This is a genomic window from Kitasatospora sp. NBC_00070 (assembly GCF_045041205.1).
Lineage (GTDB): Bacteria > Actinomycetota > Actinomycetes > Streptomycetales > Streptomycetaceae > Kitasatospora.
This window is the reverse complement of the sequence record NZ_CP108247.1, coordinates 864,343-881,512: the sequence shown is the minus strand read 5'-3', so window position 1 is coordinate 881,512 and position 17,170 is coordinate 864,343. Positions and strand designations below refer to the sequence as shown.

9 protein-coding genes and 3 rRNA genes are annotated in these 17,170 nt (G+C 67.6%); 5 read left to right on the top strand and 7 right to left on the bottom strand.

Annotation, left to right across the window (positions count from 1 at the left end; genetic code table 11):
• Window positions 1-40 precede the first annotated feature (40 nt).
• From OHV05_RS04030 to mmuM, 5 genes are all read right to left on the bottom strand, one after another.
• The gene (locus tag OHV05_RS04030) at window positions 41-1,636 is read right to left on the bottom strand and encodes an FAD-dependent oxidoreductase (RefSeq protein WP_405016365.1); all 1,596 of its coding nucleotides are present in this window, start codon (window positions 1,634-1,636) and stop codon (window positions 41-43) included.
• Between the two features lie 150 nt (window positions 1,637-1,786).
• Window positions 1,787-3,307, bottom strand: a complete 1,521-nt coding sequence (glpK, locus tag OHV05_RS04025; protein ID WP_403043626.1) for a glycerol kinase GlpK — start codon at window positions 3,305-3,307, stop codon at window positions 1,787-1,789.
• Window positions 3,308-3,402: 95 nt separating this feature from the next.
• Window positions 3,403-4,122, bottom strand: a complete 720-nt coding sequence (locus OHV05_RS04020) for an MIP/aquaporin family protein (RefSeq protein WP_403043628.1) — start codon at window positions 4,120-4,122, stop codon at window positions 3,403-3,405.
• Window positions 4,123-4,439: 317 nt separating this feature from the next.
• The gene (locus OHV05_RS04015; protein WP_403043631.1) at window positions 4,440-5,204 is read right to left on the bottom strand and encodes an IclR family transcriptional regulator; all 765 of its coding nucleotides are present in this window, start codon (window positions 5,202-5,204) and stop codon (window positions 4,440-4,442) included.
• 102 nt (window positions 5,205-5,306) lie between these two features.
• Entirely contained in the window at window positions 5,307-6,182 is an 876-nt protein-coding gene (gene mmuM / locus OHV05_RS04010; protein ID WP_405016364.1) for a homocysteine S-methyltransferase, read from the bottom strand.
• Window positions 6,183-6,294: 112 nt separating this feature from the next.
• Between mmuM and OHV05_RS04005 the strand changes: the two genes are divergently transcribed.
• Together OHV05_RS04005 and OHV05_RS04000 are read left to right on the top strand one after the other, a co-directional pair.
• Window positions 6,295-6,810 (top strand): NUDIX domain-containing protein, encoded by a 516-nt coding sequence (locus tag OHV05_RS04005; protein ID WP_405016363.1) that lies wholly within the window; start codon window positions 6,295-6,297, stop codon window positions 6,808-6,810.
• A 154-nt stretch (window positions 6,811-6,964) separates the two neighbouring features.
• A complete protein-coding gene (locus tag OHV05_RS04000; RefSeq protein ID WP_405016362.1) occupies window positions 6,965-8,983 on the top strand; it encodes an acetoacetate--CoA ligase in 2,019 nt (672 codons plus the stop codon).
• A gap of 65 nt (window positions 8,984-9,048) precedes the next feature.
• Here OHV05_RS04000 and ptsP read toward each other — a convergent pair whose 3' ends face one another.
• Window positions 9,049-10,719 carry a phosphoenolpyruvate--protein phosphotransferase gene (ptsP, locus tag OHV05_RS03995; protein ID WP_405016361.1) on the bottom strand — a complete coding sequence of 557 codons (1,671 nt, stop codon included), beginning with the start codon at window positions 10,717-10,719 and terminating at the stop codon, window positions 9,049-9,051.
• 127 nt (window positions 10,720-10,846) lie between these two features.
• Window positions 10,847-11,296, bottom strand: coding sequence for a PTS glucose transporter subunit IIA (locus tag OHV05_RS03990; RefSeq protein WP_405016360.1), 450 nt, complete (start codon window positions 11,294-11,296; stop codon window positions 10,847-10,849).
• 717 nt (window positions 11,297-12,013) lie between these two features.
• Here OHV05_RS03990 and OHV05_RS03985 point away from each other — a divergent pair.
• The 3 genes from OHV05_RS03985 to rrf all read left to right on the top strand — a co-directional run bounded on the left by OHV05_RS03985 (window position 12,014) and on the right by rrf (window position 17,140).
• Window positions 12,014-13,537, top strand: a 16S ribosomal RNA gene (locus OHV05_RS03985).
• A gap of 276 nt (window positions 13,538-13,813) precedes the next feature.
• Window positions 13,814-16,935 (top strand): 23S ribosomal RNA (locus tag OHV05_RS03980).
• Window positions 16,936-17,023: 88 nt separating this feature from the next.
• Window positions 17,024-17,140: ribosomal RNA gene (gene rrf / locus OHV05_RS03975) — 5S ribosomal RNA — on the top strand.
• Together the 16S, 23S and 5S rRNA genes form the textbook arrangement of a ribosomal RNA operon.
• Window positions 17,141-17,170: the final 30 nt, after the last annotated feature.

The following is a 17,170-nucleotide window of genomic DNA, read 5'->3' as shown; positions in this document are numbered from 1 at the left end:
GGCGGGGAGAGGGGGCGACCGGTTTTCGCTGCGAGAGTGCCTACTTGGTGCCGCGCTTCGCGAGGAAGGTCTCCACCTGCTGCCGGATCTCCGGGGTGTCGAGCCCGCGGACCGTCATGGTGGTGCGGCGGCGCAGCACGTCGTCGGCGGTGTACGCCCACTCGTTGTCGGCGGCGTACGCGACCTGGGCCCAGACGTCCGGGCCGTCGGCGTGGATCGGCTCGCCGAGCTCGGGGTGCTCCGCGATCAGGTGGGCGATCTCGAAGGAGAGGGTGCCGTAGTGCGAGGCCAGGTGCTTGGCCACCAGCGGCTCCATCCGGGAGCCGGGCTCGCGGTCGACCAGCAGGCGGTGCGCGACGGCGTTCGGCGCGCCGACGCCGGGGAGCGGGACGGTGGCCGGGATCGGCGACATGTCCTCGCGCAGGCCGGTGCCGGGCACGTGGGCGAGCTTCTCCAGCACGGTGCGGCCGATGTGACGGTACGTCGTCCACTTGCCGCCGGCCACCGAGAGCATGCCGCCGCGGCCTTCGGTCACCACGGTCTCGCGCTTGGCGGAGGCGGTGTCGCCGGGGCCGCCGGGCAGTACCCGGAGGCCGGCGAAGGCGTAGGTGATCAGGTCGCGGTCGAGGTGCTCGTCGCGGATCGCGTGGCCGGCCTCGGCCATGATCTGGTCGATGTCGGCCTCGGTGGCGCGGACGTCCTGCGGGTCGCCGGTGTACTCCTCGTCGGTGGTGCCGAGCAGGACGTGGTCCTCCCACGGGATGGCGAACGAGACCCGGTACTTGTCGATCGGGATGGTGAGCGCGGCGCGCCACGGGGTGCGGCGCTTGACCACCACGTGCGCGCCCTTGGAGAGCCGGATGGACGGGGCGGCGCCCTTGTCCTCCATCTGGCGCAGGTGGTCGACCCAGGGGCCGGTGGCGTTCAGCACCAGGCGGGCGCTGACGCCGAACTCGGTGCCGTCCAGCCGGTCCTTCAGCTCGGCGCCGGTCACCCGGGTGCCGGTGAACCGCAGGCCGGTCACCTCGGCGTGGTTGAGCACCACCGCGCCCGCCTCGACGGCCGCCCGGACGGTCATCACGGCGACCCGGGAGTCGTTCATCTGGTGGTCGCCGTAGACCGCGACCGAGCGCAGGCCCTCGGTGCGCAGCGCGGGCACCTGCTGGGCGGCGTGCGCGGCGGTGGAGACCCGGCCCATGCCGTCCCGGAAGGCCGAGAGCGCGGAGTAGAGGAAGACGCCGGCGCCGAGCTTGGTGGCGCCGTGCGGGCCGCCCTTGTAGACCGGGACGAAGAAGGTCAGCGGGTTGACCAGGTGCGGGGCCACGTCGGTGGAGAGCACCCGGCGCTCCTTGTGGTTCTCCGCGACCAGCTTGACCGCACCGGTCTGCAGGTAGCGCAGCCCGCCGTGGACCAGCTTGGAGGAGGCGCTGGACGTGGCGCCGGCGAAGTCGCCCGCGTCCACCATGGCGACCTTGAGGCCCGACTGGGCGGCGGTCCACGCGGTGGCGGTACCGAGGATGCCCCCGCCGATCACCAGCAGGTCGTAGGTGGCCTTGCCGAGCAGCTCGCGGGTCTCGGCACGGGAGGCGGTGTGGCCGTTGGTGTAGCCGGCGCCAAGAGTCGGGATGGAAGCCATGGTGTGTGTTGCGGCGCTCGGTGCGGGCGGCGCCGCTTCTCCTCTCGATGGTGCGGGTGCGGTCTCGGCGGAGACCGGGTCGGCCTCCTGAGAGGCCGTCAAACGGCGTTGGCCGGTCGGGGCCGCTGCTGGCCCCGACCGGCGTGACGGTCAGCTCTCCTCGTCCTCCTCCACCCAACCCATGGTGCGCTCGACGGCCTTCAACCACTTCTTGTACTCGCGGTCACGGGTGGCGTCGTCCATCCGGGGCGTCCACTCGGCGGCCCGGTGCCAGTTGGCCCGCAGGGTGTCCAGGTCGGGCCAGAAGCCCACGGCCAGACCGGCCGCGTAGGCGGCGCCGAGCGCGGTGGTCTCGGCCACGTACGGGCGCTCGACCGGGGCGTTCAGCACGTCCGCGATGTTCTGCATGAGCAGGTTGTTGGAGGTCATGCCGCCGTCGACCTTCAGGGCGGTCAGCTCGACGCCGGAGTCCTTCTGCATGGCGTCGACCACCTCGCGGGTCTGCCAGGCGGTGGCCTCCAGCACGGCGCGGGCCAGGTGGCCCTTGGTGACGTACCGGGTCAGGCCGGCGATCACACCGCGGGCGTCGGAGCGCCAGTACGGGGCGAACAGGCCGGAGAAGGCCGGCACGAAGTAGGCGCCGCCGTTGTCCTCGACGGTGGAGGCCAGGGTCTCGATCTCGGCGGCGGTGGAGATGATGCCGAGCTGGTCGCGCAGCCACTGCACGAGCGAGCCGGTGACCGCGATCGAGCCCTCCAGGGCGTAGACCGGCTTCTGGTCGCCGATCCGGTAGCCGACCGTGGTCAGCAGGCCGTGGTAGGAGTTGACGATCTGCTCGCCGGTGTTCAGCAGCAGGAAGGTGCCGGTGCCGTAGGTCGACTTGGCCTCGCCGGGCGAGAAGCAGGTCTGGCCGAACAGCGCGGCCTGCTGGTCACCGAGCGCGGCGGCGACCGGGACGCCCTCCAGGACGCCGACCGCGTGGCCGTAGACCTCGGCGGAGGAGCGGATCTCCGGCAGCACGGTGAGCGGCACGCCCATCGAGTCGGCGATCTTCTCGTCCCAGGCCAGGGTGGAGAGGTTCATCAGCATGGTGCGGCTGGCGTTGGTCACGTCGGTGACGTGCTTGCCGCCGTTCACCCCGCCGGTGAGGTTCCAGATCACCCAGGTGTCCATGGTGCCGAACAGGATGTCGCCGGCCTCGGCGCGCTCCCGCAGGCCCTCGACGTTGTCCAGCAGCCAGCGGATCTTCGGGCCGGCGAAGTAGCTGGCCAGCGGCAGGCCGGTCTCGCGGCGGAACCGGTCCTGGCCGACGTTGCGACCCAGCTCCCGGCAGAGCGCCTCGGTCCTGGTGTCCTGCCAGACCAGCGCGTTGTGCACCGGCTCGCCGGTGTTCCTGTCCCACAGGACGGTGGTCTCGCGCTGGTTGGTGATGCCGATCGCGCGGATGTCGTCCTTGGTCAGACCGGCCTTCTCCAGCGCGCCCGCGACCACGGACTGCACCCGGGTCCAGATCTCGGCGGCGTCGTGCTCGACGTAGCCGGGCTGCGGGAAGATCTGGCTGTGCTCCTGCTGGTCGACGGCGACGATCCGGCCGTCGGCGCCGAAGATGATGCAGCGGCTCGACGTGGTGCCCTGGTCGATCGCGGCGATGTAGTTGCCAGTGGAGGTCATGAGGGTCCTCGGCTCGAATGGAGGGTTCAGGAAGAGGGGCGGGCCTGACCCTGGGTCAGTCCCCGTGCACGGGCGTGCGGCAAACCAACGGGGCGTCAGAACGCCAGGTGGTAGAAGCCGCCGGCCAGCAGACCGCCGACGAGCGGGCCGGCCACCGGGATCCAGGCGTACGACCAGTCGGAGCCGCCCTTGTTCGGGATCGGGAGCAGCGCGTGCATGATCCGCGGGCCGAGGTCACGGGCCGGGTTGATGGCGTAGCCGGTCGGGCCGCCGAGCGAGAGGCCGATGCCGACCACGGTGAAGGCGACCATCAGGATGCCGGTGCCGGAGAGGCCGAGGCCCTTGGTGAGGCCCTGGGTGAGGATGGCCAGGCAGAGCACGAAGGTGCCGATGATCTCGGTGAGCAGGTTCTGCACCGGGTTCCGGACCTCGGGGCCGGTGGCGAAGATGCCGAGGGTGGGCTCCTCGTTCGCCTGGAACTGGCCCAGGTAGGTGACCCAGACCAGGGCCGCGCCGATCAGTGCGCCGAGCAGCTGGGAGCCGAGGTAGAGCGGGACCTTGCCCCACTCGCCGGAGTCCGCGGCGATCGCCAGCGTGACGGCCGGGTTGAGGTGGGCCCCCGACTTCGGGGCCGACATGTAGGCGGCGATCATCACCGCGAAGCCCCAGCCGAAGGTGATGGCCAGCCAGCCGGCGTTGACGGCCTTGGACTTCTTCAGCGTGACGGCGGCGCACACGCCGCCGCCGAGGAGTATCAGCGCGGCGGTGCCGAGGGTTTCGCCGACAAAGATGTCGCCGTTGGAGAACGCGGACACTAAGGACTCCTTCGTCCGTGACCGGAGCAGGTGGGGGAGAGTGGCGCTTCCCGTCCCGGGGTCGCGCCGTGACGGCGGCGTTCCGTTTGCTCCGGACACCGTTCGACAATGTCGACCGTCATGCGGAAGCTTCCCCCCGGCGTTGCCCCCGCGTCAAGACGGGGTGACCGAGCTGTGATCCATCACTCAACGTGATGACGCCATGGCGGCGAAACTAGCACCCGTATGCCGGAAAATATGGACAAAACGCCAAAGCGCGGGCGGGCCGGAGCCCACCCGCGCCTGCGGGAATCTCACCAAGCGTCAGAACCGGAGCGTCAGAACCGGCCGGCGCCCAGGTCCCGGGAGATCGCCCGGGCCGCGCTGCGCACCGAGGCCACCAGCGAGGGCCGGACGAAGCCGTCCTCGCAGACCCGCTCCACCGCACCGCTGATGCAGACCGCACCCACCGGGTTGCGCCGCCGGTCCTGGATCAGCGCCCCGATCGAGGCCACGCCCTCCCAGGTCTCCTCGACCGCACCCGCCCAGCCGCGCTCCCTGGTCAGCGCGCACTCCTCGTCCACCGAGGCCAGGTCGGTCAGCGTCCGCGAGGTGTACGACTCCAGCGGCTCCTCGCCCAGCTCGCCGCGGGCCACCGGGTCGTACGCCAGCAGCACCTTGCCCAGCGCGGTGGAGTGCAGCGGCTGCATCGAGCCGACCTCCAGCACCTGGCGGGTGTCGTCCGGCCGGAACACGTGATGGACGATCAGCACCCCGCGCTGGTGCAGCACCCCGAGGTAGACCGTCTCACCGCTGGCCCGGGCCAGATCGTCGGCCCAGACCAGCGCCCTGGCCCGGAGCTCGTGCACGTCCAGGTAGCTCTGGCCGAGCCGGAGCAGCTCCGCGCCCAGCTGGTACTTGCCGGTCTCCGGGTCCTGCTCGACGAAACCCTCCTGCTGGAGGGTGCGCAGGATGCCGTGCGCCGTTCCCTTGGCCAGCCCCAGGGCGGTGGCCACCTCCGACAGACCGAGTCGCCGCTCGCCACCGGCCAGCAGCCGCAGGATCGCGGCAGCCCGGGACAGCGACTGGATCGGGCCGGGCATTGCGTACCTCCGCTGACAGGCGGTCGACATTGTCGACCGCAGTGGTATCGCACTGAGTCTGCCAGGCCGACGGCCGGCCGTGCACCTTTCCGGCAGCGCCCGTCAGTTCCGCACGGCCCCGGCCAGCGCCCGGATCTGCCCCGGACCGACCCGGCAGCAGCCGCCCACCAGCCGGGCCCCGTCCGCCAGCCAGGCCGCCACCCGGTCGGCCCGGAAGGTCGGCTCACCCCGCCAGGCCCGGTCCTGCCAGCTCTCCCCGCTGTTCGGGTAGACCACCACCGGCTTCCCGGCCGCCCGCGCCGCGACCGCCACCGCGGCGTCCGCGTCCTCCGGCGAGCAGCAGTTCACCCCGACCGCCAGTACCCCGGGCGCGTCGGCCGCCAGCGCGAACGCCTCGGCGATCGGCTGCCCCGCCCTGGTCCGGTCCCCGGCGATGCTGAACGACAGCCAGACCGGGACCTCGACCCCCTCCAACGCGCGCAGCACCGCCGCCGCCTCGTCCGCGTCCGGGATCGTCTCCACCGCCAGCACGTCCGGGCCCGCCGCCACCAGCGCCTCGATCCGCGGCCGGTGGAAGTCCACCAACTGACCCTCGGTCAGCCCGTACCGGCCCCGGTACTCCGAACCGTCCGCCAGCACCGCCCCGTACGGCCCCACCGAGGCCGCCACCCAGCCAGGACCGGCCGCCCGCGCCAGCGCCACGCTGCGCCCCAGCAGCGCGGCCGCCCGCGCGCGGTCCACCCCCCGGCGGGCGAAACCCTCGAAGCTCGCCTGATAGCTGGAGGTGATGGCCACCTGGGCACCCGCCGCGAAGTACGCCCGGTGCGCCGCCGTGACCGCCGCCGGATCGTCCGCCAGCAACCGGGCCGACCAGAGCTCGTCCGAGAGGTCGTGCCCCGCCTCCGCCAACTGGTTGGACAACCCGCCGTCCAGCACCAGCGGCCCCGCCGCGAGCGCCTCGGTGAACGAATCAGCCATCACGTCCTCCTGAAGTCCTCCGCACTGTAGAACGCCCCAGCTCAGCAGCCCGTGCCAGGTCCGATGCGCGAGACGGTGACACCTCGTCACCCCGTCCGACTAGCATCCAGTCATGACCGGCCCTCACTCGCACTGCCATTTCTGCGGCACGCCGTACGCGGCGGCCGGCACCGTCTGGCCGCGCACCTGCCCCGGTTGCGGCCAGATCAGCTACCGCAACCCGCTGCCCGTCGCCGTCGCACTGCTCCCGGTCGAGCCGCCGGACGGCACCCGCAGCCTGCTGGTCATCCGCCGTACCATCGAGCCCGGCTACGGCGAACTCGCCCTCCCCGGCGGCTACGTCGACTTCGGCGAGTCCTGGCAGCAGGGCGCCGCCCGCGAGCTCCGCGAGGAGGCCGGCATCGACGTCGACCCGGCGAGCGCCCGGCTGTTCGACACCGGCAGCGACGAGCGCGGCATGTTCGTGATGCTGTTCGCCCTCTTCCCGCCCCGCACCCTGGCCGAGCTGCCGCCGTCCGTCCCGACCGACGAGACCGACGGCTGGTACCTGATCGACACCCCCACCCCGCTGGCCTTCCCGCTGCACACCCGGGTGGCCGACGCCTGGTTCAAGGGCAGCCCGGCCTGACGGCGGCCGGTTCCGGCCCGTCGCCGCAGGTGGGCGCCGGGCCACCCTGGCGCGCGGGACGATCACGTGGCAGAGTCCAGCACCGTCAGCGCCACTCCGGGGCGGGCCGCCACAAGCCGGTCCCGTCCCACCGACCGGCCGGGAGACCACCACCGTGAGCACCCCATCCCAGGACCAGCCGCTCTGGCGGCCCGATCCCGCTCGCGCCGCCGCCACCCAGATCGTCGCCTTCCAGGCCTGGGCCGCCGACCACCACGGCGCCCCCGCCGCCCCGCTCGCGCCGACCGGGACGGACGAGGTGGCCGCCGCCCGGTACGCCGCCCTGCACGCCTGGTCGACCGAGGACCTGCCCCGGTTCTGGGGAGCCGTCACCGACTGGTTCGACGTCCGCTTCAGCACCCCGGCCGAGGCCGTCCTCACCGACGCGTCGATGCCCGGCGCCCGCTGGTTCCCCGGCGCCCGCCTCAACTACGCCGCCGAGGCGCTGCGCCGGAGCGAGCAGGCGAGCGACCGGGGCAAGCCCGCGATCCTCCACCTGGACGAGACCACGGAGCGGCCCACCGAGCTCAGCTGGGGCGAACTCCGGCGCCAGGTCGGCTCGTTGAGCGCCGCCCTGCGCGACCAGGGCGTCCACCCCGGTGACCGGGTGGCCGGCTACCTGCCGAACATCCCGCAGGCCGTGGTCGCCCTGCTCGCCACCGCCGCCGTCGGCGCCGTCTGGACCAGCTGCGCCCCCGACTTCGGCGCCCGCAGCGTGCTGGACCGCTTCCAGCAGCTCGAACCCGTCGCCCTGATCACCGTCGACGGCTACCACTACGGCGGCAAGGACCACGACCGGCGCGAGGTGGTCGCCGAGCTGCGCCGCGAACTCCCGTCCCTGCGGACCGTGGTGCACGTCCCGCTGCTCGGCACCGAGGCCCCCGAGGGCACCCTGCCCTGGAGCGCGCTGACCGCCGCCGACGTCGAGCCGGTCTTCGAGCCCGTCCCGTTCGACCACCCGCTCTGGGTGCTCTACTCCTCCGGCACCACCGGCCTGCCCAAGGCCATCGTGCAGAGCCAGGGCGGCATCCTGGTCGAACATCTCAAGCAGGCCGGCCTACACCTCGACCTGGGCCCCGACGACCGGTTCTTCTGGTACACCTCCACCGGCTGGATGATGTGGAACTTCCTCGTCGCCGGCCTGCTGGTCGGGTCCACGATCGTCACCTACGACGGCAGCCCCGGCCACCCCGGCACCGGCGCCCTCTGGTCGGTTGCCGCCCGCACCCGCGCCACCGTGCTCGGCACCTCCGCCGCGTACGTCATCGCCAGCCGCAAGGCCGACCTGCACCCCGGCCGCGACCTCGACCTGTCCGCCGTCCGCTGCCTCGGCACCACCGGCTCGCCGCTGCCCCCCGACGGCTTCCGGTGGATCTACGACGAGGTCAAGCAGGACGTCTGGCTCGCCTCGGTCAGCGGCGGCACCGACGTCTGCTCCTGCTTCGTCGGCGGTGTCCCCACCCTCCCCGTGTACCTGGGCGAGATCCAGGCCCCCTGCCTGGGCTCCGCCGTCGAGGCCTGGGACGTCAACGGACACCCGCTCACCGACCAGGTCGGCGAACTGGTCGTCACCGCGCCGCTGCCCTCGATGCCGATCGGCTTCTGGGGCGACAAGGACGGCAGCCGGTACCACGACAGCTACTTCGACACCTACCCCGGCATCTGGCGGCACGGTGACTGGACCACCGTCACCTCGCGCGGCACCGTGGTGATCCACGGCCGCTCCGACTCCACCCTCAACCGGCAGGGCGTCCGGATGGGCTCCGCCGACATCTACGAGGTGGTGGAACGCCTCCCCGAGATCACCGAGTCCCTGGTGATCGGCCTGGAGGAGGCCGAGGGCGGCTACTGGATGCCGCTGTTCGTGGTGCTCGCCCCCGGTGCGACCCTGGACGAGGAGCTGACCGGCCGGATCCGCAGCTCGCTGCGCACCGAGCTGTCGCCCCGGCACGTCCCCGACGAGGTGATCGCGGTGACCGGCCTGCCGCACACCCTCACCGGCAAGCGGATCGAGGTCCCGGTCAAGCGCCTGCTCGGCGGCACCCCGCTGGAGCAGGCCGTCAACCCCGGCTCCGTGGACAACCTGGACCACCTGCGGTTCTTCGAGCAGCTCGGCCGCGACCGCCGATCCTGACCGGTACCCGGAAAAGCCGAAGCGGCGCTCTCCACCCCCACGGGGAGAGCGCCGCTTCCGTTCTTTCACTCGCCGGACAGCACCTGCTGCGCCGCCGCGCGGGCTTCCTCGGCGGTGTCCGTCGCGCGGGCCGCCGCGGCCGCTCGCTGACACTGCGCCAGGGTGTACTTCGCCAGCGTCGAGCGCACGTACGGGATCGCCGCCGCGCCCATCGACAGGCTGGTCACGCCGAGACCGGTGAGCACACAGGCCAGCAGCGGGTCGGAGGCCGCCTCGCCGCACACGCCGCAGCTCTTGCCGACCGACTTCGCCGCGTCGGCCGAGAGCGCCACCAGGTCGAGCAGCGCGGGCTGCCACGGGTCCTGCAGCCGGGCCAGCGCGCCCACCTGGCGGTCCGCCGCGAAGGCGTACTGGGCCAGGTCGTTGGTGCCCAGCGAGAGGAACTCGACCTCGTTCAGGATCGAGCGGGCCCGCAGCGCGGCGGAGGGGATCTCCACCATCGCCCCGAACTTCGCCTTGAGCCCGGCCTCGCGGCAGGCGTCGGCGAAGGCCTTGGCGTCGATCCGGTCGGCCACCATCGGGGCCATCACCTCGAGGTGGACCGGCAGACCCTCGGCGGCCTTGGCCAGCGCGCGCAGCTGGGTCTGCATCACCTCGGGGTTCTCGAGCAGAGTACGCAGACCGCGCACGCCGAGCGCCGGGTTGGGCTCGTCCGCCGGAGTGAGGAAGTCGAGCGGCTTGTCGGCACCGGCGTCCAGCGCCCGCACCACCACCCGACCCTCGGGGAACGCCTCCAGCACCTTGCGGTACGCCTCGACCTGCTTCTCCTCGCTCGGCGCCTTGGCCGAGTCGTCCAGGAACAGGAACTCGGTGCGGAACAGCCCGATGCCCTCGGCACCGTTCTCCAACGCGGCCGGCAGGTCCGCCGGGCCACCGATGTTGGCGAGCAGCGGCACCTTGTGCCCGTCCGAGGTCTGGCCCGGACCGGAGGAGGCGGAGAGCGCGGCCTTGCGCTCGGCCGCGACCCGGCGGAGCTCGGCCTGCTTCTCAGCGGAGGGGTTGATCAGCACCTCACCGGTGGAGCCGTCGACCGCGGCCACCACACCCTCGGGCAGGTCGGTCGCACCCGGCATGGCGACCACGGCGGGCACACCCATCGCGCGGGCCAGGATGGCGCTGTGGCTGGTCGGCCCGCCCTCCTCGGTCACGAAGCCGAGCACCAGGGTCGGGTCCAGCAGCGCGGTGTCGGCGGGCGCCAGGTCCCGGGCGAACAGCACGTACGGCTCGTCGCTGTCCGGCACACCCGGCATCGGCACGCCGAGCAGCCGGGCCACGATCCGGTTCCGCACGTCGTCCAGGTCGGCGACCCGGCCGGCCAGGTAGTCCCCGGCGGCGGCGAGCAGCGCCCGGTACGCGGCGAAGGCGTCGTAGACGCCCCGCTCGGCACTGCTGCCGACGGCGATCCGACGGTTCACGTCCGCGATCAGCTCCGGGTCCTGCGCCATCAGCGCCTGGGCCTCCAGCACCGCCTGGGCCTCGCCACCCGCCAGGTTGCCGCGCGCGATCAGGTCCGCCGCGACGGCGTCCACGGCCGCCTGGGCGCGAGCCTGCTCGCGAGGCGCGTCCTCGGTCGGGATCTGGGTGGCCGGCGGCTCGAGCACGGCCGTGCCCATGTGCCGGACCTGGCCGATCGCGACACCGTGGCTGACACCTACGCCTCGCAGCGCCTGTTCCATTGTGGGTTCCTTTCACCCGGGTGCGGGCCCGTGGGTCGGACGGATCGTCATTGACCGAGGCCGGGTACTGGCCGAGCCGTCCCACCCGGACTGCGGGCGGGACGGCGCGTTACGTCTGCTCGGTCCGTCAGTTCCAGGCGAACAGGTCGCCGCCGACGGCGATGTCACCGGCCTCGAGCACCCCGGACAGCGCGTCGGGCGCGGCCTCCAGCGCGACGATCGGGGAGATCGGCGACTTGCCGGCCTTCTCGACCTCGGCCGGGTTCCAGCGGATGACCGCCTGGCCCCGGGTCACCGTGTCGCCCTTGGACACGAGAAGCTCGAAGCCCTCGCCGTTGAGCTGCACGGTGTCGATGCCCAGGTGGGTCAGTACCCCGTGGCCGTCGGCGTCCACCACCACGAAGGCGTGCGGGTGCATGGAGACGACGATGCCGTCCACCGGCGCCACCGCCTCGGTGGGCTCACGCACCGGGTCGATGGCGGTGCCAGGGCCCACCATCGCGCCGGCGAAGACGGGGTCGGGCACGTTGGCGAGCCCGACAGCGCGACCAGCCAGCGGCGAGGTCACAGTGGTCATGGTGGAGCCTCCCAGGTACGGAGCACAGCGTGCCGCCGCGGACAGCGGCGGTGTGATCGTTCTGAAGCCTAAATCATGCCAAGTACGGACATTTAGCAAGCGCTCTCCGAGGCGGGTCCCGACTGGCGATCCGACGCCCTTGATGCACGTTTGCTGCCGCGCGCCGCCATCGTCCCTGCTGGCAGGGGCTCGTTGGGGCACAAGTGGTCTAGTCCTCTTGGTCGACGCGCCGCACTCTACGCCATGCGGGTGAGCCACGACGATCGCGCCGATCGGGCGGCATAGAGGGGTGTGGACGGAGCGTGCTGGGCCGACCGGGTGAGCGCCTGCGGCGACCCGGCGCGGCCCGATTAGGCACTCCGCTGCCGAGCGGCTATGGTTTGTCGAGTCGCCGCGAAACGGTGATGAACGCCAGATGACGGACTCGCAAAACTTCGGTTAAAACGAAGCAAACGGATCTGCTAGGCTGGTGGAAACGAACGAAGCGCCCGGAGGGTCCGCCTGATAAGCGGCTCGAAGGAAGTGTCCGTTCCTTGAGAACTCAACAGCGTGCCAAAAGTCAACGCCAGATATGTTGACATCCCCGGCCTCACCTTTGGTGGGGTTGGAGATTCCTTTATGAAGTAAAACACTAGCGAGGACGCAGTGCGCGGGACCGCCTATTCCGGTGGTTGCCGTGCCGCTCAACGCGAGTGGTTGCAGGATTACCTGCAGACATTCACGGAGAGTTTGATCCTGGCTCAGGACGAACGCTGGCGGCGTGCTTAACACATGCAAGTCGAACGATGAAGCTCTTCGGAGTGGATTAGTGGCGAACGGGTGAGTAACACGTGGGAAATCTGCCCTGCACTCTGGGACAAGCCTTGGAAACGAGGTCTAATACCGGATATGACCTTCCTCTGCATGGGGGTTGGTGGAAAGCTCCGGCGGTGCAGGATGATCCCGCGGCCTATCAGCTTGTTGGTGGGGTAATGGCCTACCAAGGCGACGACGGGTAGCCGGCCTGAGAGGGCGACCGGCCACACTGGGACTGAGACACGGCCCAGACTCCTACGGGAGGCAGCAGTGGGGAATATTGCACAATGGGCGAAAGCCTGATGCAGCGACGCCGCGTGAGGGATGACGGCCTTCGGGTTGTAAACCTCTTTCAGCAGGGAAGAAGCGCAAGTGACGGTACCTGCAGAAGAAGCACCGGCTAACTACGTGCCAGCAGCCGCGGTAATACGTAGGGTGCGAGCGTTGTCCGGAATTATTGGGCGTAAAGAGCTCGTAGGCGGCTTGTCGCGTCGGTTGTGAAAGCCCGGGGCTTAACCCCGGGTCTGCATTCGATACGGGCAGGCTTGAGTGTGGTAGGGGAGATCGGAATTCCTGGTGTAGCGGTGAAATGCGCAGATATCAGGAGGAACACCGGTGGCGAAGGCGGATCTCTGGGCCATTACTGACGCTGAGGAGCGAAAGCGTGGGGAGCGAACAGGATTAGATACCCTGGTAGTCCACGCCGTAAACGTTGGGAACTAGGTGTTGGCGACATTCCACGTCGTCGGTGCCGCAGCTAACGCATTAAGTTCCCCGCCTGGGGAGTACGGCCGCAAGGCTAAAACTCAAAGGAATTGACGGGGGCCCGCACAAGCAGCGGAGCATGTGGCTTAATTCGACGCAACGCGAAGAACCTTACCAAGGCTTGACATATACCGGAAACGGCTAGAGATAGTCGCCCCCTTGTGGTCGGTATACAGGTGGTGCATGGTTGTCGTCAGCTCGTGTCGTGAGATGTTGGGTTAAGTCCCGCAACGAGCGCAACCCTTGTTCTGTGTTGCCAGCATGCCTTTCGGGGTGATGGGGACTCACAGGAGACTGCCGGGGTCAACTCGGAGGAAGGTGGGGACGACGTCAAATCATCATGCCCCTTATGTCTTGGGCTGCACACGTGCTACAATGGTCGGTACAAAGGGCTGCGATGCCGCGAGGCGGAGCGAATCCCAAAAAGCCGGCCTCAGTTCGGATTGGGGTCTGCAACTCGACCCCATGAAGTTGGAGTTGCTAGTAATCGCAGATCAGCATGCTGCGGTGAATACGTTCCCGGGCCTTGTACACACCGCCCGTCACGTCACGAAAGTCGGTAACACCCGAAGCCGGTGGCCTAACCCGTAAGGGGAGGAGCCGTCGAAGGTGGGACCAGCGATTGGGACGAAGTCGTAACAAGGTAGCCGTACCGGAAGGTGCGGCTGGATCACCTCCTTTCTAAGGAGCACATGGCCGGATGTGAGCGAATGTCTCACACGGTTGCTCATGGGTGGAACGTTGACTATTCGGCACACACGGTTGAAGTCGTCAGTACTGTCCTTCGGGGCGTGGAACGCGGTGGATGTCGGGTGTGTCGGGCACGTTGTTGGGTCCTGAGGGAACGGCCGGAAGGCTGTTGCTTCAGTGCCGGTCCTACTCGAGTGGTGCGTGAGCACTGTGAGGGTGGGTGTCTGGTCGTTGTTTGAGAACTGCACAGTGGACGCGAGCATCTGTGGCCAAGTTTTTAAGGGCGCACGGTGGATGCCTTGGCACTAGGAACCGATGAAGGACGTGGGAGGCCACGATAGTCCCCGGGGAGCCGTCAACCAGGCTTTGATCCGGGGGTTTCCGAATGGGGAAACCCGGCAGTCGTCATGGGCTGTCACCCGCACCTGAACACATAGGGTGTGTGGAGGGAACGAGGGGAAGTGAAACATCTCAGTACCCTCAGGAAGAGAAAACAACCGTGATTCCGGGAGTAGTGGCGAGCGAAACCGGATGAGGCTAAACCGTTTTGGTGTGAGACCCGGCAGGGGTTGCCAGAGCGGGGTCGTGGGAAAGTTCTTGATCGGTCTGCCGGCCGGTCGGTGAGTCAGAAACCGTATGGATAGTCGAAGGACATGCGAAAGGTCCGGCGTAGAGGGTAAGACCCCCGTAGACGAAATCTGTGCGGCTCACTTGAGCTTCTCCCAAGTAGCACGGAGCCCGAGAAATTCCGTGTGAATCTGGCGGGACCACCCGCTAAGCCTAAATATTCCCTAGTGACCGATAGCGGATAGTACCGTGAGGGAATGGTGAAAAGTACCGCGGGAGCGGAGTGAAATAGTACCTGAAACCGTGTGCCTACAAGCCGTGGGAGCGTCGGACAGTGGGCTTGCCCATTGTCTCGTGACTGCGTGCCTTTTGAAGAATGAGCCTGCGAGTTTGCGGTGTGTAGCGAGGTTAACCCGTGTGGGGTAGCCGTAGCGAAAGCGAGTCCGAATAGGGCGATTGAGTTGCATGCCCAAGACCCGAAGCGGAGTGATCTAGCCATGGGCAGGTTGAAGCGGAGGTAAGACTTCGTGGAGGACCGAACCCACCAGGGTTGAAAACCTGGGGGATGACCTGTGGTTAGGGGTGAAAGGCCAATCAAACTCCGTGATAGCTGGTTCTCCCCGAAATGCATTTAGGTGCAGCGTCACGTGTTTCTTGCCGGAGGTAGAGCACTGGATAGGCGATGGGCCTCACCGGGTTACTGACCTTAGCCAAACTCCGAATGCCGGTAAGTGAGAGCGTGGCAGTGAGACTGTGGGGGATAAGCTCCATGGTCGAGAGGGAAACAGCCCAGAACACCGACTAAGGTCCCTAAGCGTGTGCTAAGTGGGAAAGGATGTGGAGTCGCAGAGACAACCAGGAGGTTGGCTTAGAAGCAGCCACCCTTGAAAGAGTGCGTAATAGCTCACTGGTCAAGTGATTCCGCGCCGACAATGTAGCGGGGCTCAAGTACACCACCGAAGTCGTGTCATTGCAGCTATAGGGCCAACGCCCGCTGTGATGGGTAGGGGAGCGTCGTGTGCCGGGTGAAGCAGCGGAGGAATCCAGTTGTGGACGGTTCACGAGTGAGAATGCAGGCATGAGTAGCGATACAAGAGTGGGAAACTCTTGCGCCGATTGACCAAGGGTTCCTGGGTCAAGCTGATCTGCCCAGGGTAAGTCGGGACCTAAGGCGAGGCCGACAGGCGTAGTCGATGGACAACGGGTTGATATTCCCGTACCCGCTTTGAAGCGCCAACGTCGAACCTCTGAATGCTAAAGCCGCGAAGCCGGCCTGGAGTCTTCGGACAAAGGGACGTGGTGGAGCCGCTGACCCAACAGGGTAGTAGGTGAGCGATGGGGTGACGCAGGAAGGTAGTCCAGCCCGGGCGGTGGTTGTCCCGGGGTAAGGGTGTAGGCCGAGTGATAGGCAAATCCGTCACTCATTGAGGCTGAGACCTGATGCCGAGCCGATTGTGGTGAAGTGGATGATCCTATGCTGTCGAGAAAAGCCTCTAGCGAGTTTCATGGCGGCCCGTACCCCAAACCGACTCAGGTGGTCAGGTAGAGAATACCGAGGCGTTCGGGTGAACTATGGTTAAGGAACTCGGCAAAATGCCCCCGTAACTTCGGGAGAAGGGGGGCCGGAACTGGTGATGAGTCTTGCACTCTGAGCTGGGGCCGGCCGCAGAGACCAGCGAGAAGCGACTGTTTACTAAAAACACAGGTCCGTGCGAAGCCGTAAGGCGATGTATACGGACTGACGCCTGCCCGGTGCTGGAACGTTAAGGGGACCGGTTAGTCAATCTTCGGGTTGGCGAAGCTGAGAACTTAAGCGCCAGTAAACGGCGGTGGTAACTATAACCATCCTAAGGTAGCGAAATTCCTTGTCGGGTAAGTTCCGACCTGCACGAATGGCGTAACGACTTCTCGACTGTCTCAACCATAGGCCCGGTGAAATTGCATTACGAGTAAAGATGCTCGTTTCGCGCAGCAGGACGGAAAGACCCCGGGACCTTTACTATAGCTTGATATTGGTGTTCGGTTCGGCTTGTGTAGGATAGGTGGGAGACTTTGAAGCGGCAACGCCAGTTGTTGTGGAGTCGTCGTTGAAATACCACTCTGGTCGTGCTGGATGTCTAACCTGGGTCCGTGATCCGGATCAGGGACAGTGTCTGGTGGGTAGTTTAACTGGGGCGGTTGCCTCCTAAAGAGTAACGGAGGCGCCCAAAGGTTCCCTCAGCCTGGTTGGCAATCAGGTGTTGAGTGTAAGTGCACAAGGGAGCTTGACTGTGAGACCGACGGGTCGAGCAGGGACGAAAGTCGGGACTAGTGATCCGGCGGTGGCTTGTGGAAGCGCCGTCGCTCAACGGATAAAAGGTACCCCGGGGATAACAGGCTGATCTTCCCCAAGAGTCCATATCGACGGGATGGTTTGGCACCTCGATGTCGGCTCGTCGCATCCTGGGGCTGGAGTAGGTCCCAAGGGTTGGGCTGTTCGCCCATTAAAGCGGTACGCGAGCTGGGTTTAGAACGTCGTGAGACAGTTCGGTCCCTATCCGCTGTGCGCGTAGGAATATTGAGAAGGGCTGTCCCTAGTACGAGAGGACCGGGACGGACGAACCTCTGGTGTGCCAGTTGTTCTGCCAAGGGCATGGCTGGTTGGCTACGTTCGGGAGGGATAACCGCTGAAAGCATCTAAGCGGGAAGCCTGCTTCGAGATGAATATTCCCACCTCCTTGAGAGGGTAAGGCTCCCAGTAGACGACTGGGTTGATAGGCCGGATGTGGAAGCCCTGTAAGGGGTGGAGCTGACCGGTACTAATAGGCCGAGGGCTTGTCCTCAGTTGCTCGCGTCCACTGTGTTGTTCTGAAACAACGACCCCACACCGTTTGGTCACGGGTGTGGTGCGGTCATGCAGTTTCATAGTGTTTCGGTGGTCATAGCGTGAGGGAAACGCCCGGTTACATTCCGAACCCGGAAGCTAAGCCTCATAGCGCCGATGGTACTGCAGGGGGGACCCTGTGGGAGAGTAGGACGCCGCCGAACAATCATTCAGGAAGCCCCTCATCCTCACCG

What these genes read in the sequence shown, in the direction of transcription:
- mmuM (WP_405016364.1), bottom strand. Translation starts at nt 6,182, where the DNA reads ATGGCTGATTCGTTCACCGAGGCGCTCGCGGCGGGGCCGCTGGTGCTG.
- ptsP (WP_405016361.1), bottom strand. Translation starts at nt 10,719, where the DNA reads ATGGAACAGGCGCTGCGAGGCGTAGGTGTCAGCCACGGTGTCGCGATC.
- glpK (WP_403043626.1), bottom strand. Translation starts at nt 3,307, where the DNA reads ATGACCTCCACTGGCAACTACATCGCCGCGATCGACCAGGGCACCACG.
- OHV05_RS04005 (WP_405016363.1), top strand. Translation starts at nt 6,295, where the DNA reads ATGACCGGCCCTCACTCGCACTGCCATTTCTGCGGCACGCCGTACGCG.
- OHV05_RS04030 (WP_405016365.1), bottom strand. Translation starts at nt 1,636, where the DNA reads ATGGCTTCCATCCCGACTCTTGGCGCCGGCTACACCAACGGCCACACC.
- OHV05_RS04015 (WP_403043631.1), bottom strand. Translation starts at nt 5,204, where the DNA reads ATGCCCGGCCCGATCCAGTCGCTGTCCCGGGCTGCCGCGATCCTGCGG.
- OHV05_RS03990 (WP_405016360.1), bottom strand. Translation starts at nt 11,296, where the DNA reads ATGACCACTGTGACCTCGCCGCTGGCTGGTCGCGCTGTCGGGCTCGCC.